The following is a 15,828-nucleotide window of genomic DNA, read 5'->3' on the forward strand; positions in this document are numbered from 1 at the left end:
ACAAGCTCTGTGGTAATTGGTGTTATCTAGTATACATAACAACAGATATACATAATAGCTAATGGTACTCACTATTGATATCTAAATACTTGTTCGTATTACAGGGATAGACATAGGCTAGTCCAAACCAATGTATTCTAGAGCAGTGCTAATTTGCGAATATTATTGCCACTTCCTATGACCCAAGCGATCGCCGATATCAATGCCAAAATCAAAGCGGGTAAGGCAAAAGTCCTCACCGCGATCGAATTGAAAGCCCTTGTTGCCGAGATCGGGGTCACGGCTGCGTCAAAGCAGGTGGATGTGATCGTGACTGGCACATTTGAGCCGATGGAGTCATCAGGGGCGATCATTAACCTTGGTCATACCGATCCACCAATCAAAATTCGCAATTGTTGGATTGATGGTGTACCAGCCTATGCAGGTTTTGGTGCGGTTGATATCTACTTGGGCGCAACCCAAGAGGCAGAGCCAAGCGAAGAAACGCCACAATATCGTGGTGGTGGTCACGCGATCGCCGATCTAATTGCAGGGAAAAATGTATCTTTCAAAGCGATCGGGCAACCCAATGATTGCTATCCCCGCGCCAACTTTGAAACCACGATTACCAAGGAATCAATCAATCAGTTTTATTTATTCAATCCTCGTAATCTTTATCAAAACTTCATTGTTGGGGTCAATGGCGGTGAAGAGACGCTGCATACTTACTTAGGTCCATTGCAACCAAGGCTGGGTAATGCTGTTTATTCTAACCCAGGGGTAATTTCGCCCCTGTGGAATGATCCTGATCTGCAATTGATTGGCATCGGCACGCGGATTTTTATGGGTGGTGGTGTTGGTTATGTGGCTTGGGAAGGTACACAACATTTTCCATTGCAAAAGCGTTTAGAAAACCGCACCCCAATCGGTCCTGCTGCTACTTTGGCATTAATTGGCGATGCGAAACAAATGACCCCCGAATGGGTACGCGGTTGTTATTTTCGTAATTATGGTGCTTCTCTGATGTTGGGGGTGGCTGTACCTTTGCCAGTCATTAATGAAGAGGTGGTGGCGAGAGCATCGGTGATGGATGATGCGATCGTTGCGCCTGTGATTGACTTTGCCATTCCGCGCCGTGTTCGTCCTATTTTTGGCTCAGTGTCCTATGCTCAGCTTAAGTCGGGCAAAATTACGATCGCTGGTAATACGGTTCGCACTGCGCCCCTCGCCAGTATGCACCTATCAGAAGCCGCCGCGCAAACCCTCAAAGATTGGATCTTGAAGAAAGAGTTTACGCTTACAGAACCTGTGGCAATGTTACCGAGCGATCGCGCCTTTCTGCCCCAAGATGTGAAGGGTTTTTAAGGAAATAGTAGCAAGGGTTGTTGCGAAATTGCCTCTAAACCCTGAGCATCAAGAACCTTTTGCCAAATAGATTGGGATGTGGGCATGGTTTGGACAATTTCGGTGAGTAATTCTGACCAGATGCCGTATTTTTGATAGAAGGCGAGGCGATCGCTGGTGGTTTTGGCTCGGCTAAGTTCTAGGCTTTGGGCGGCGGGCAGTTTTAGGCGGTAAAGATAGCCATAGAGGGTTTGACGACTGGCATTAGGCTTGGGCGAACAGACATATTCTAGTTCCCAAAAATAGCGTTGTTCTTGTTGGATCGGTAATATGGGTAAGCTGACAGCAAATATGCCAGTGCGATCGCTGGTGTTAATTATTTGCGAATAAATAGCGACTTCTGCCTTTGATGAGGCTAACAACCGAAAGCGGTATTTGCCTGTGGTATAGGGAGAATAAAAGTAAAAGGTGGGATTTTGTGCCAAGGTGATCGTATCGCCGATGTCATCTTGATCGTAGCGATCGAGCAGTGGGGTAAGGGCTGTGAGTACGGGTTGCCCTTTGGCAATTTGTGGGCATTCGGGATCTCTTGGTATCCAAGGCTTCTGCCCTCTCGGTCTTCTTGGCTGAGGCTCGGAACTGCTCGGAACTGATTGCGCGATCGCATTTGTTCCCGTTCCCCCTACCATCATCGCATTAGTCACAATCGAGATCGTCACTAATGTAGTTCGCATTGCTAATTTTTTGAGTTCCTTTACGGTAAGAAGCATATATTTGAGTTATAGCTAATCTGGATGTAGTGTAGGCAAATTCGCCCATAATTGCAAGGAGAGACAGGATTGTGAATGGGACATAGGCTAACCATAGAGATTGCCATAGAAGCATGAAATAACAGGCAAGCCAAAGAATCGCAGCGCCAAACAACCAATGTAATAGGCGATCGCGTCGTGAGGGAAATCGCCAACCAATAAAACTACTGATCAAGGCAATTACAAGCATCAAAGTACTATCTAACCACCAACTCGCAGGCTGTAAGATTCGCCTTTTGCCTTCCCCAAGATCAATCAAGTAACTAATAATCTGCGCCCGCATTTCCACGCTGTGCATAGCCCCATAGGGAGTATCCCTTGGCAAATCAATACTTTCATCAATTCTACCAATCAAAATCACTCGATCGCTGATTAATTCTTTCGCAATTTTCTGTTCGCTCACATCTCGCAATGATACTTTAGTAATAATTTGAGAAATTGGTTGATAGTCAACTAAAACTTGAAATGTATAATCAAAGCCTTCATAACTAAATCCTTGATATGCCCCTTCTTCTCTAAGACTAGGAATTTTTTGTTGTCCTAGGCTATAAGATACCAGATTTCTAGATGGCTGAGAACTTGACGGCGATAGTATTTGAGCATCGAAACCATGGTGAACTTTCTGCAAATAGTGGTTAGCAATTAGCAAATTGAAAGATAGTTGAGCAGGGCATTGTTCATCAATGGTTCTCTTTCGCAAATCTTCAGGAAAAAATAAGCTGTGGCGGCGATAGTAATTGTCAGTATCAACCAATGTGCCATCAAACCCTAATGGCGCAGATGGTTTTGGCTGAAAGGGAACGGCGGCGCTATCAAGGCTTTGCGGTTCACAGGAGCCAAAGATATGCTCATGCTCTTGCAATAGCTTTTGCATATCGCCAGGTCTATTCTGTCCCGATTGATCTCTAGCGATCGCAATGCCGATTGCCTTGGGCTGATGGGGTAGCAAATTAGCGATCGCCCTTGCCAAATTTTGATTGGACACATCGCGTTCTCCCATCCATTTCGCATCGTCAGGCTGAATTGCCACAACCGTTATCTTATGCGGATTGGCAAGGCTAGGACGCATTCGCAGCATTTGATCATAGGCGGCAAATTCCCATGCTTGCCATATACCCGTTGCCCGCATACCAATGGTACTAAATGTGGCGATCGCCGCAATGCCTAACATTTTGGCTAGTTGTTGCATCGGCGCACCTTTGCCAAACTGATGCCGCAGCGATCGCCCAATCTGTTGGGCTTCGTCTAATAACTTCCCTGCATCAGCATGACGCTTGAGCGGATCGGCATTAGTCGCCTTATCAATAAACTCCACAAGCTCAATCGGAACCTGCGATCGCCAATTGAGCCGCAGTTCAGCAACTTTATCAGCATCTCGTCCAGTCAGCGCAAAAAGCATAGTCTGACCAAGGCTATAAAAATCAGAACGGAAATGGGCTTGACCGTCTTTCTGCTCTGGGGCAGCATAGCCATAGGTGACAACGCGGGTAACTGACTTCTGATCAAAGGCACTTACATAGTTTGAATATTGTTTTTGATCCTGTCTATCCAGCTTGCGGACAGCCCCAAAATCGATTAATTTGATCTCCCCCTTCTGCGTCACCATAATATTGTTAGGGTTCAGATCCCGCAGAATATAATTATGCTCAGAATGCAGATAATGTAATACCTCTGCTAGTTGTTCTAATAGATGCGCGATCTGTACATAGGAAAGGTGCGATCGCAAAGGGGGATAGCGATAAAATAGCCGCCTTATTAGTGATTGTTTTAGTGATTGTTCTATTAACTTAACAATCTTGATAGGTCGCTTAGCAAGCGGATCAATGGGTTGCTTATGAGTTTCATCCTTAGCCAATTCGCTAATTAACTCCCGTAAGGTCTTGCCATCAACTCGTTCCATCACAAAAAAATGTAAAGGAATGCGATCGCCTGCCTGTGGTTGCACCTGCGGATAAAAGTTCTCCACTCGCACAATACGCCGATCGCCTTGCCAATGGCTTTGAACCTCCTCTAGATTGCAAAATTCTAGGCGTAACTGATTAACTTGTTCCAGCCTATGCCCATTACATACCTTGATTGCCTTGCGATCGCCATTAGCCTGCAAATCTGCAACTTCCCACACTGTCGCAAAACCACCCTTACCCAATTGTCGAATTAAGGTATAGCGATTTTCTAAGACAAGATCCGCACAAAGATCGGTTACTCTATACATCTTGGAAAATTGATAACTGGAGAATTGATATATGAATTGAAATATTTAAACCGAAGCTTGACTAGGGCGATTTTGCCAATAGAAAGCGATCGCATGATTGATCAATTTACAAATGTAGTAGAGAAAAGTGAAAATTACAAAAAACAGAACAATACCAACGTAAAAATTAGGATTTGAAAAATTGGCTAATCCATTTAGAATTACAAGCTTTGGCTGTGTAAACACATCCCAACTATTTAGGCGGTTAAATCTGCCCCAATACACACCGATCGCGCAGAGAAAATGGAGTACTAATTCTAGTGCAATAGAATTTTGGATGAACTTATATCTAGCTAAATAATCAGTTAACCCCATTAAGGAAATGACATAGCATTGAAAGCCTAATAGCAAAAACACCGTATATTGGGGAATTAAGATAAAAATAATCCCGTTATCAGTGATATTTGGCAATCGAACATCACTGACAAAATGGATAATGTCGGTAAGGATATAGGGGGCATTGGGGAGAAATAGAATCAAGATGCCTAGGCTAAGCCACCAAAAAGGATTTCTGTGTGGTTTCGGCGATCGCTTGGCAAATAAAATTAAGCTCAGCGCGAAAGGAATGAACGCGAGGAATAAATTCCATCCCATCCACCGCAAATTATGAATAAACTGTGCCACTGATTCAGTCATAGTATTAATTGATTGTTTGAATGATTGATCCTGTTCTTGTATCCAAAGGTGTTAAGGAATTAGGCAAAAAGACTTAAACTTCGCACCTCATCGTAAAGTTAAGTCATAAATTGTCCTAGGGATGCTTTCCTTAGCATAACTTCTAATTCTAAAATCAATATCTCTATTCATCACTCCAAGACCTCCTTTGCTTTTTCTAAATACGGCAACAATAATTTGTTAATCTGAGCAACTAAAACTGATTCTTGTTTGTTTTCCAAATCTTTGAGAATGCGTTCTTTAAGTTTATCTTCGTTTAAATTAATGATCTCAAACTCTTGGCATAGATAATTGAAAAGACTTGTAAACGCTTCTTTACCACGTAAATATTTCTTACCATCTTCTAGGGATAAAGATAATGGATCTTCAATCCAACTTCCCCAATCATACTCTTCTAAAACCTGATCAAAAATAGTAGCATAGCTTTCAATTTTATGTTTAGATTGTTGGGATTGTTCAGCTATTTGTAATCTGTACCATTCTCTTAAACTTTCTATACCTATGATATCTTTGGGTGCTTTTAGCTTAGGATATGACTTGCTTAAATCCGAAAATCTAAATCTAATACATTCTATAAATTCTGCCTGAATTTGGTTTTGAAAATACTCTAACAAAAAATTATTGATCAATTCCTCTGTTATTTGGTTTGGGACTTTCTTTGCAGGTCTATTTTTTAATGACTCGATTGGCAGTTGATTTAGATAGGATATTATTACATCTAGCTCATCAAGTAAAAAATTTTCCCATTCATGTCGCTCCCAATAAATAACTTTTGCTCTATTTTTTTCAATCAACAAGCTATCTTGAACATTATCACCTGATGAGTATTTACGAAAGTCACGATCTGCGATCGCTAATACAGGAATTACTTTATGAATAGAGCTTTCCTCTCTGTTCTTGACCTTATTGTATATTAACTTTGCAACTGCATTAAAATTGCCACTACCACCAATTTCAACAAATTGGTAAGTTACTGTATTGTCTAATGGTAACAGTTTACGAAATGCTTTAACTTCGGGGCTAGTTGGCTCTCCTTCAACTAAAATATATAAATCCTCATCTTGGATATCCATTTTTAATTACTCCGATAGTTTACCAAGGCGAATAATTTCTGATTCATAGAAAAGACCGATTACATCAGGTGAATGGGTTGTAAAAATATATTGATTATTATCCGTGTCATCTCTCAATGCTCTAATTAATCTTTTTTGCCAAGCAGGATGTAAGTTAAGCTCAATTTCATCAATTAAAACTATTGAGTTTTTAGCTGTTGCTGATGCTAAACCGACTAAGATTCGTAGAATTTGATGCTCACCCGAACTCATTTGATATAGATCGTATTCAAATCCATTTTTTCTCAAAATAAGAGTATCTGAATCAGGTCCCGACTCTAAACCTATAAACTCAGAAGGATAGCAAATCTTATTAAAAAGACGTTGTACTTTTCCCCAATAAGATTCTCCAAATTTTTCACTGTTCCATGTTAGATGCCGTTTATAGAATTGGTAAAGCCATGTAAGCACTTCTCCATGCTCTAAATTGTCAATTCTGTCATTTTTATAGCTGTTGGACAACCGCAAAGAACGTCTTTGGTCGAAGTAGCACACTCCACCAATCTTATTAAAGATACTATTAGTAGATAAATTTCTTTTTATTGATTGTCTGGCAGTTCCTCTAGCTCCAACCACATTAATAAGATTTTGTCTCTCAGGGGCAATATCAAAATTATCAGTATAATTTCTTGATGGAAATGACCAAGCAACTTTCAGGCTATCTTGTATGGGAACATTATTGCCTAGTTGTAATCTATCCAAAAACCATTGAAGTTCCATTTTTGAATATAAGTCAACAATCGCTTCTCCTTCGTCATTTTCAAACGAATACTCAAAATTAATCTTTGCTGTTTGACCTCTACCTCTTACAATTTGCTGGACATTGAAAAGTAAGCCCTCTCTTAATTCAGGCTTTTTCTTGTTTTCAGCCGTTTTAACGACAATATCAATAGCGTCAAAGATAGAAGTTTTACCAGAGCCATTAGGACCAACGATTAAAGTCATTAATCTGGGTCTTGACAATTCGTCAGTAAAATCTAATTCAAGATGTTTAATGGCGCGAAAATTTTCGATTGCTAACGAGTGTAATTTCATGGTTAGACTTCTATCTTAACTTAAGGATATTTCTAAAAATTACCAAGTGCCTGTTTGAGTTCATTTTCTGCCGCTTGCAAAGCTTCAGGAAGCTTACTGGCATCCTTGCCCCCTGCTTGGGCGAGGTTAGGACGACCGCCGCCACCGCCACCGCAGATTTTGGCGATCGCCCCGATAAATTTGCCAGCTTGTAAACCTTTGGCATTGACTGCCTTACTGAAAGAAGCAACGAGGGTAACTTTGCCATCTTCACTGGCGGAGCCTAGCACCACCGCACTATCGCCCAGTTTAGCGGATAGCTTTTCGGCGGCGGCTTTGAGGGCTTCAGCTTCGATATTGGGCAGTTGGGCAACTAAGATTTTGAACGCGCCGATCGCCTGTGCCTCACTCAATAAAGCATCAGCCTTGAATAGAGCTAATTCCTGTTTGATGGTTTCTAGTTCCTTTTGAGCAGATTTTAGTTCCTGTTGCAGTCCTGTAATCCGATCACCTATTTCTTCGGGTTTGATTTTGAAGCGATCGCTTAGATCCTTGGCAATATTGTCGCGGATGGTGAGGTATTCTAGAACCGCTTGACCTGCGATCGCCTCAATGCGGCGCACACCAGCCGCCACACCGACCTCGGCAATGATTTTAAACAAGCCAATTTCGCTAGTATTCTGAACGTGCGTACCGCCGCAAAGTTCCATTGACACATTGGGAATGTCGATTACCCGCACTTCTGATCCATACTTTTCGCCAAACATAGCGATCGCGCCTTTAGCTTTGGCATCGGCAATGGGCATTACTTCAATTATTGAATCATGGGCTTCGGCAATCCAATTATTGATTTGCAATTCGATTTGCTGGATTTCTTCAGAAGTGACAGCGCGATTGAGATTAAAGTCAAATCGGAGGCGATCGCTATCGACTAGAGAGCCAGCTTGGGAAACGTTAGAATCAACGATTTTTTTGAGGGCGGCTTGCAATAGGTGGGTGGCGGTGTGGTGGGACTGAACGCGGCGGCGTGGGGATAATGCCACTTGAGCATTGACGCGATCGCCTATTTGGATTTCGCCCCGTTCGACTTGTCCAATGTGGATAAATAAATCCGCTTGTTTCTGCACATCGCTAATCTGGGCGATCGCATCACCAATGGCGAGATAACCTGTATCGCCCACCTGTCCGCCCGATTCGGCATAGAAGGGGGTACGGTCTAGCACGATTTGCACTTTGTCGCCAGCGATCGCCTGATTAGCAAGTTCACCATTTACCAAAATCGCCTTGACAGTTGCCTCACTGCTGAGTTGTGTATAGCCGAGAAATTCCGTTTTACCAATTTCCTTAGCAATGTTTGCCCAATTATCCTTTGCCATCAAGTCGATATCTTCGTGAGCAGCTTGCGATCGCTCCTGTTGCTTTTTCATCTCTGATTCAAAGCCATCGACATCCACCGTAAAACCTTCTTCTTCGGCAATCTCTTGGGTCAACTCCGATGGAAATCCGTAAGTATCATAGAGCGTGAAAACATCAATCCCAGAAATTACTTTGCTAGATTGCACTTCAGGCTTAGCCAGAATTTCCTCTAACAACTTCTCGCCCCGCTCTAGGGTTTGCAAAAAGCGCATTTCTTCAATTTGAATTTCATCCTTAATAAACTTCTCCCTTTCGCGAGTGTTGGGATAGACCGATTCCGAAAGGGCGATCGCCACTTCTGCCACCGCCGCCGCAAAGGTTCCATCAATACCGATCAAGCGCCCGTGACGGACAACCCTACGCAATAGCCGCCGCATGATGTAGCCACGTCCCACATTTGAGGCATTGATACCATCAGCGATCATATGCACCACCGATCGCACATGATCACCAATGACCTTGAGGGAGGTTTTGACCTTCTCATCACTGCTGTGATAGTCTCGCCCTGCTAGATCCGCCGCCTTTTTGATAATGGGGAAGATTAAATCTGTCTCATAATTATTGGGAACGCCCTGCAAAACTTGCGCCATGCGCTCTAAACCTAGACCCGTATCAATATTCTGCTTTTTGAGTGGCGTGAGATTGCCATCGGCATCACGATTCAGCTCCATGAATACGAGATTATAAATCTCTAAAAAGCGCGAATCATCTTCTAGATCGATATGCTCATCCCCTAGTTCTGGATGAAAATCATAATAGATTTCTGAACAAGGTCCACAGGGACCTGTTGCACCTGAAGCCCAAAAATTATCATCCCCCATGCGTTGAATCCGATGGGCGGGAATACCGATCGCATCGCGCCAAATCGCAAAAGCATCTTCATCGGTGTGATAGACGCTGACCACAAGACGATCGGGCGGCAGTTGAAATACCTTAGTTACTAATTCCCAACCCCAAGCGATCGCCTCTTTTTTAAAATAGTCACCAAAACTAAAGTTCCCTAACATCTCAAAAAAGGTATGGTGACGCGCTGTCCGCCCGACATTCTCAATGTCATTGGTGCGGATACATTTTTGGGAAGTGGTGGCGCGGGGAACTTCTGGCTCCTGTTGTCCTAAAAATATGGGCTTAAATGGCAACATTCCCGCAATGGTGAGTAGTACGGTGGGGTCGGCAGGCACAAGGGAAGCGCTAGGCATTACCTTATGACCACGTTCTGCAAAGAAGTTGAGAAACTTTGCCCTGATTTCAGCACCAGTGAGGGAAGGAAAACTAGCCATAGGAATGTGAGGTAATTGGGGATTGGTAATTGGGGATTGGTAATTGGGGATTGGGGATTGGGGATTGGCTTTTAGCTATTAGCTGTTAGCTGTTAGCTTCTTCCTTTTTCCTTTTTTGGGGATTGGGGATTGGTAATTGGCTATTAGCTGTTAGCTTTTTCCTTTTTCCTTTTTCCTTGGTTTTTAATGCTAAGTTATTATAGCAAGGTCAGTACAATATGCCTGTGGGGACTGGTTGAAAATGAAAATATTGGTTCTTAATGCAGGGTCGAGCAGTCAGAAAAGTTGCCTCTATGATCTGGGTGGTGATCTACAAGATAATTCACAAGATAGCCCCGCAGGAAAATTGCCCGATACTGCCCCTGCACCAATTTGGGAAGCGATGGTGGATTGGACGCATCATCAAGGTTTCGCAGAAATTACTGTCAAAACCCATAGGGGCGATCGCTGGACAATGGAAATTGAGTCTAGCGATCGCGCTGAAGTGATCACCAAAACCTTGGCAACCCTTTGGACAGGTGAAACGGCGGTAATTGCCGATCCTACGGCGATCAATATCATCGGTCATCGGGTTGTGCATGGCGGCGCAAAATATCGCGAAAGTGCGATCATTAATGCCGATGTCAAGCAAGCGATCGCCGATTTAGCCGCCTTTGCACCTGTACATAATCCCGTAAATTTGGCAGGGATCGCGATTTGCGAGCATATATTTCCCAATATCCCGCAGGTTGCGGTGTTTGATACGGCTTTTCACGCGCACCTGTCCCCTGCTGTCTATACCTATGCGATCCCCTATAAATACACAGAGCAAGGGATTCGCCGCTATGGTTTTCATGGCACTAGTCACCAATATTGCCGCGATCGCGCCGCCCAAATTCTCCAACGCGATGTTAAGGATTTACGTCTGATCACCTGTCATTTAGGCAATGGCTGCTCGTTGGCGGCAATTCGTGATGGTCAATGTATTGATACCACGATGGGCTTTACTCCCCTTGAGGGCTTGGTAATGGGAACGCGCTCAGGTTCCATTGATGCGGGGATATTGCTGCACCTATTGCGTCAGCCCGATATGGATGTGGATAAGCTCGATCGCTTGCTCAATCGGGAATCAGGTTTATTAGGAATTTCGGGAATGTCCGCCGATCTGCGCCCCTTAATTGCGGCGATCGCCGAGGGCAATCCACAGACAAAATTAGCGATCGATGTATTTGTGCATCGCCTGCGATCGCATATTGGCGCGATGGTAGCCAGTTTGGGCGGTTTAGATGCGATCGTGTTTACGGCGGGGATCGGTGAAAATGCCGCAATAATCAGGGCTTTGACCTGCGAGAATTTTGAATTTCTGGGCTTACATCTCGATCAGCAACTTAACGAACAGCGCCCTATAGATTGCGATATCGCCACTGCCGATTCTCAAGTCAGAGTTTTAGTAATTCATACCCAAGAGGATTGGGAAATTGCCCGTGAATGTTGGTCGGCTGAGGAAAAAGGAAAAAGGAAAAAGGAAAAAGCTAACAGCTAAAAGCTAAAAGCTAAATTAATTATGCAAGGCAAAGTTTTTATCGTTGGTGCGGGGATCGGTGGGGTGGCATACCTGACCGTTAGGGCAGAGCAAGTAATTAAAAACGCTGAAATAATTATCAGTGATGCTCTAGTTGATCCCGAAATTTTGAATATTGCTGCACCCCAAGCCCATTGCATCATCGCTGGCAAAAGGGGCGGACAGGAAAGCGTCAAGCAAGCCACGATCAATCAAATGTTGGTGCAGTATTGCTTGGAGGGCAAACAGGTCGTGCGCCTAAAAAGTGGCGATCCTTGGATTTTTGGGCGATCGCTGCCTGAGATTCTTGCCCTGCAAGCGGCGGACTGTGCATGGGAACTTGTATCGGGCATATCCAGCGCGATCGCTGCCCCGATGTTAGCGGGTATCCCTTTAACGGAAATGGCGACTAGCTCATGCTTTGCGGTAATGACGGGGCATGATTTAGAGCGTTTGCCTTGGGAAGCGATCGCCGAAATTCCCACCCTCATAATTTTAATGGGAACCCAGAATTTAGTCGCAATTTTGGCAAAGCTACAAATCAGTAAAGGCGATAATATGCCCGTAGCGATCGTGCGCTGGTGCGGACGCAGGGATCAACAGGTATGGACAGGTACGATCGCCAATATCCAAAGCCAACTGCCCACAGAATCTTTATCACCTGCGGTGATCATCATCGGTGAGGTTGTAAAATTTCGAGAGCAGTTAACGCCAACAAATTTAAACTTTTTGAATTTTAACTCTTTGAACTTTAACTCTTTGAACTTTTTGAAATCAATGCCACAGGAAACTTTGCCATTGCAAGGCAAGAGAATATTAGTAACTAGGGCTGCCAGTCAAGCCAGTCAGTTTAGGGATCTATTGATTGGTCAAGGGGCAGATGTAATTGAAATGCCCACCCTCGCCATCTTGCCGCCTAGCAGTTGGGAATTGCTAGATCGAGCGATCGCCAATTTGCACAGCTATCACTGGCTAATTTTGACCTCTGCCAATGCTGTAGAACACTTTTTCGATCGCCTACACCATGCGGGTAAGGATAGCCGATCGCTATTTGCGCTAAAAATCGCGGCAGTGGGGCGCAAAACTGCGGAAGTATTAGATCGCTATGGCATTATTCCCGATCTCGTACCAACGGATTTTGTCGCAGACTCCCTCGGTGATGCCCTATTAGATAACCATTTTAAGGAACAACGCCATCAAGATTCCTTAAATCAAGATTCTATAAATCAAGATGCCTCCTGCTACATTCTCAATGGTAAAAAAATCCTATTTCCCCGTGTGCAGTCAGGGGGGCGAGAAGTCCTTGTGGAACAGTTGCAAGAAAATGGCGCGGTGGTGGATGCTGTACCTGCCTATGAGTCTGGTTGTCCTGCCCATATTGATGCCGATGCTCTAGCGGCAATCCAAACACAACAAATAGAAGCGATCGCCTTTGCTAGTTCCAAAACCGTTAAGCATTTTTGTCAATTGCTCAATGGTGTTACTAGTTCTGAAGTTTGGCAAGAGTGGCTAAAGGATGTCAAAATCGCTTCCATTGGTCCGCAAACCTCAGCTACTTGTCACGAGCTATTGGGAAGGGTTGACGTTGAGGCAGGGGAATATACCCTTGATGGCTTAGCAACAGCGATCGCCAAGCTATTTGCTGTAATCTAAATGACTGTACGAAAACGCCGCGCAGTGCCGCGCAGTCATTTACTGGGAAATCACTATGCAAACAATCATTGAATTAGATATTCCCAAAATGGCGATCGCCTTGGGCATGATTGCGATCGCCATCGGTTTATCGGTCTGGCAAAAACTGGCGATCGCCAATAATCTCTTGATCGCCACCCTACGCGGCACGGTGCAATTAATCGTGGTGGGCTTCTTGTTAGATGCGGTCTTTGCTCTCAAGCAGCCCCTTGTGGTGCTGTTTATCATTTTCTTGATGAGCCTGATGGCAGCTCGTGAAGCCAAAAATAGAATTAATGCCAAAGTACCGATGTTACTGCCCATTGTCTGGATATCGGTCATTTTCGGCACATTGATCATTGCCAGTTACACCACCTTTTTAGTTGTCCAGCCCGATCGCTGGTACGCTCCCCAATATTTAATTCCCCTTGCGGGAATGATATTAGGTAATTCTATGAATGGTGCGGCGATCGCGGCGGAAAGGTTTACCCAAGATCTCGTCAGGCGATCGCGGGAAATTGAAACCCATCTTAGTTTGGGCGCAACCCCACAACAGGCGATCGCGGGTTATCAAAGCGAAGCTATCCGCGCTGCCATGATCCCCACGATCAATGTGATGATGGTGGCAGGGGTCGTATCCTTACCAGGGATGATGACAGGGCAGATCCTTGGTGGTGTATCGCCATTACTAGCAGTGCGCTATCAATTGGTAATTCTCTTTGCCATCACCACCGCTAACTTAATTACGGCGTTGTTACTCACAACCTTGGTTATGCGCCAATCTTTCACCTCTGCTCAACAGCTAATCAACAGTTAATCGCAAGGTGACATACCCGACACACATGACTAATGGGTGATGATAGTTTTTGTACAACGGAAAGTTAGCTCATCACGACTTACTCCTTATAACCCCGCTTAGTTCCATTTTATCATCGATTCACTGTTGCTCAATTTATTCTCTGGTTCGTTTTCCCACAGCGCCACTCATCCTTGTAAACGGATAGAGTGTGGGACTTCCCACTCACATTAGTTAAAGTTACGAAAGGCTACGGTGTACACACAAGTTATTTGCTGCATCTATGCTATTATCAGTCTTAGGGAATAGAAATTACTGATTAAATATGAGTAAAGAAAATATCAAATGCAACTGAGTTATATATTGTCTTGACGTACTAAATTAGGTGTGAGCTTAAAAGCTTAACTCTTCTCTGTACGTCCTTTTCGATTATTTTTTGAGTCGAAACTGGAAGCTGCCTATCTCCAGAAACCATTTAAGAATTGTCTAGATTTCCCCAAATTCTTAGATGTTGTTTGAAAAATTTTAGTTCTCCTCAATATCCCTAAAAAAAAGTATCCCTAGAAAAGGGCGACTTATTTAGTCTCCCTCTCCCTTTCGTCAGCGTTGGGGTAGTTATCTTGCTATAGAGAGCAGCCTTTTTAAGGGGGGGGGTTAGGGAGATCAAAACTTTTCAAACAGCTTCTTAAGCGGTTTCTTAAGTGGTTTCTTAAGTGGTTTCTTAAATACTTGTGACAGTCAACTGTCATTATCTTGCAGTCAGTCGGTCATTATCTTGGCTGACAAAGCCTGTAAACTATATCCCATCAAATAAATTCCAGTAATAAAATTTATTTTCACTCTCTCACCTTCTTTGAGATAATTAAACAATTGCATTACTGTAATTTTAATAGGAGATTTACAAATATTAAATTTAGCTTAAAATAAAAACCATGAAATCAAACAATTTCTTTAGACTGATAACTGTCATGCTGATTGCTTCGTTAACGGCGATCGCGATTAAAAGCTGTAGCCTCAATCAAGCAGTAGCATTAAAACCATTCAGGGTGGGGCTAAATAGTTGGGCTGGCTATCAAATCGCTCTGTACGCCAAAGACGCAGGGCTATTTAGCAAGCATGGTTTGGATGTGGAGTTTGTCAAGTTTATCAATCAGCAAGATAATATCCGCGCCACGATGCGTGGCTCTCAAGATGCAAGCTTTGTGCCTTTGCCAGAGGTCATGCAGGTTGATACTTCCGATGACAAGCCTGTTGTGGTGATGGTTGTCGATGTTTCTGCTGGCTCCGATGGAATTGCGGCGAGACCTGATATTAAGTCCGTAAAGGATTTAAAAGGCAAAAAAGTTAGTGCTAAATTCAGTACTGTTTCGCATTTGATTTTACTTGAGGCGCTTCAGGCAAATCAAATTAAACCAGAAGAGGTGGAAGCTATAGATGTAATCAATGAACGTGCGGTAAATATGCTCAAAAAAGGCGAGATTAGCGCAGCCACCCTATGGGAGCCTTTGATGCAAAGTACGGCTAACGCTGTGGGTGGTAAGGTCATTTTCACGACAGCAGATGTAGATAGTCTTGTAATTGATAGTCTGGCAACTCGATCTAGCCTTGTCACCACTAAACAGGATGAGCTAGTGCGTTTTATGGAGACTTGGTTTGATGCGATCAAGGCTGTGGAGACTAAACCGCAGGAAGTTTTCGCTTCGGTTGCCAAACAACTTGGCATGACCACCGAGGCCTTTGCAGAAGATTACAAAGGGCTGAAAAAAGGCGATCTAGCGATGAATCGGCGTATGTTTGAAGGGGGACGCTTGCAAGAAGCCTATCAAAAAACTCGTGAATTATTGTTGTCAGATTCTCGCCACGGTCGAGATATTCGCAATGACATCGAGATTAACGGTGAGCTAGTCAAAAAAGCTAGCAATAATTGGCAGGGTGCGTAAT

The 15,828-nt window shown here is 43.8% G+C and carries 11 protein-coding genes; 5 read left to right on the forward strand and 6 right to left on the reverse strand.

The window, feature by feature from the left end:
* Positions 1-177: 177 nt before the first annotated feature.
* Positions 178-1,344, forward strand: a complete 1,167-nt coding sequence (locus H6F44_RS01495; RefSeq protein ID WP_190349149.1) for a homocysteine biosynthesis protein — start codon at positions 178-180, stop codon at positions 1,342-1,344.
* Here H6F44_RS01495 and H6F44_RS01500 read toward each other — a convergent pair.
* The 6 genes from H6F44_RS01500 to alaS form a co-directional block, all read right to left on the reverse strand.
* A complete protein-coding gene (locus H6F44_RS01500; RefSeq protein WP_206754438.1) occupies positions 1,341-2,057 on the reverse strand; it encodes a DUF928 domain-containing protein in 717 nt (238 codons plus the stop codon). The genes H6F44_RS01495 and H6F44_RS01500 overlap by 4 nt on opposite strands.
* A complete protein-coding gene (locus H6F44_RS01505; protein WP_190349151.1) occupies positions 2,020-4,344 on the reverse strand; it encodes a CHASE2 domain-containing protein in 2,325 nt (774 codons plus the stop codon). Before H6F44_RS01505 ends, H6F44_RS01500 begins: the two co-directional genes overlap by 38 nt.
* A gap of 45 nt (positions 4,345-4,389) precedes the next feature.
* Complete coding sequence (locus H6F44_RS01510) at positions 4,390-5,019, reverse strand: DUF1361 domain-containing protein (protein ID WP_190349152.1); 630 nt, start codon at positions 5,017-5,019, stop codon at positions 4,390-4,392.
* A 170-nt stretch (positions 5,020-5,189) separates the two neighbouring features.
* Positions 5,190-6,131, reverse strand: a complete 942-nt coding sequence (locus tag H6F44_RS01515) for a hypothetical protein (RefSeq protein ID WP_190349153.1) — start codon at positions 6,129-6,131, stop codon at positions 5,190-5,192.
* A gap of 6 nt (positions 6,132-6,137) precedes the next feature.
* Entirely contained in the window at positions 6,138-7,205 is a 1,068-nt protein-coding gene (locus tag H6F44_RS01520; RefSeq protein ID WP_190349154.1) for an AAA family ATPase, read from the reverse strand.
* 32 nt (positions 7,206-7,237) lie between these two features.
* Complete coding sequence (alaS, locus tag H6F44_RS01525) at positions 7,238-9,880, reverse strand: alanine--tRNA ligase (RefSeq protein ID WP_190349155.1); 2,643 nt, start codon at positions 9,878-9,880, stop codon at positions 7,238-7,240.
* Positions 9,881-10,121: 241 nt separating this feature from the next.
* On the opposite strand from alaS, the gene H6F44_RS01530 reads away from it, so the two are divergent.
* From H6F44_RS01530 to H6F44_RS01545, 4 genes are all read left to right on the forward strand, one after another.
* On the forward strand, positions 10,122-11,402 hold the full coding sequence (locus H6F44_RS01530) for an acetate/propionate family kinase (protein WP_190349156.1): 1,281 nt from the start codon (positions 10,122-10,124) through the stop codon (positions 11,400-11,402).
* Between the two features lie 21 nt (positions 11,403-11,423).
* Positions 11,424-13,073 carry a uroporphyrinogen-III C-methyltransferase gene (gene cobA / locus H6F44_RS01535; protein WP_190349157.1) on the forward strand — a complete coding sequence of 550 codons (1,650 nt, stop codon included), beginning with the start codon at positions 11,424-11,426 and terminating at the stop codon, positions 13,071-13,073.
* A 55-nt stretch (positions 13,074-13,128) separates the two neighbouring features.
* Entirely contained in the window at positions 13,129-13,908 is a 780-nt protein-coding gene (locus H6F44_RS01540; RefSeq protein ID WP_190349158.1) for an ABC transporter permease, read from the forward strand.
* Positions 13,909-14,819: 911 nt separating this feature from the next.
* Positions 14,820-15,827, forward strand: a complete 1,008-nt coding sequence (locus H6F44_RS01545) for an ABC transporter substrate-binding protein (RefSeq protein WP_190349159.1) — start codon at positions 14,820-14,822, stop codon at positions 15,825-15,827.
* The last annotated feature ends 1 nt before the right edge of the window (position 15,828 follow it).

Source organism: Pseudanabaena cinerea FACHB-1277 (assembly GCF_014696345.1).
Classification (GTDB): domain Bacteria; phylum Cyanobacteriota; class Cyanobacteriia; order Pseudanabaenales; family Pseudanabaenaceae; genus Pseudanabaena; species Pseudanabaena cinerea.

Excerpts from the sequence above, each read along its gene's own strand:
- H6F44_RS01530 (WP_190349156.1), top strand. The coding sequence starts at position 10,122 with ATGAAAATATTGGTTCTTAATGCAGGGTCGAGCAGTCAGAAAAGTTGC.
- H6F44_RS01500 (WP_206754438.1), bottom strand. The coding sequence starts at position 2,057 with ATGCGAACTACATTAGTGACGATCTCGATTGTGACTAATGCGATGATG.
- H6F44_RS01510 (WP_190349152.1), bottom strand. The coding sequence starts at position 5,019 with ATGACTGAATCAGTGGCACAGTTTATTCATAATTTGCGGTGGATGGGA.
- cobA (WP_190349157.1), top strand. The coding sequence starts at position 11,424 with ATGCAAGGCAAAGTTTTTATCGTTGGTGCGGGGATCGGTGGGGTGGCA.
- alaS (WP_190349155.1), bottom strand. The coding sequence starts at position 9,880 with ATGGCTAGTTTTCCTTCCCTCACTGGTGCTGAAATCAGGGCAAAGTTT.
- H6F44_RS01520 (WP_190349154.1), bottom strand. The coding sequence starts at position 7,205 with ATGAAATTACACTCGTTAGCAATCGAAAATTTTCGCGCCATTAAACAT.
- H6F44_RS01505 (WP_190349151.1), bottom strand. The coding sequence starts at position 4,344 with ATGTATAGAGTAACCGATCTTTGTGCGGATCTTGTCTTAGAAAATCGC.
- H6F44_RS01545 (WP_190349159.1), top strand. The coding sequence starts at position 14,820 with ATGAAATCAAACAATTTCTTTAGACTGATAACTGTCATGCTGATTGCT.
- H6F44_RS01515 (WP_190349153.1), bottom strand. The coding sequence starts at position 6,131 with ATGGATATCCAAGATGAGGATTTATATATTTTAGTTGAAGGAGAGCCA.
- H6F44_RS01495 (WP_190349149.1), top strand. The coding sequence starts at position 178 with ATGACCCAAGCGATCGCCGATATCAATGCCAAAATCAAAGCGGGTAAG.
- H6F44_RS01540 (WP_190349158.1), top strand. The coding sequence starts at position 13,129 with ATGCAAACAATCATTGAATTAGATATTCCCAAAATGGCGATCGCCTTG.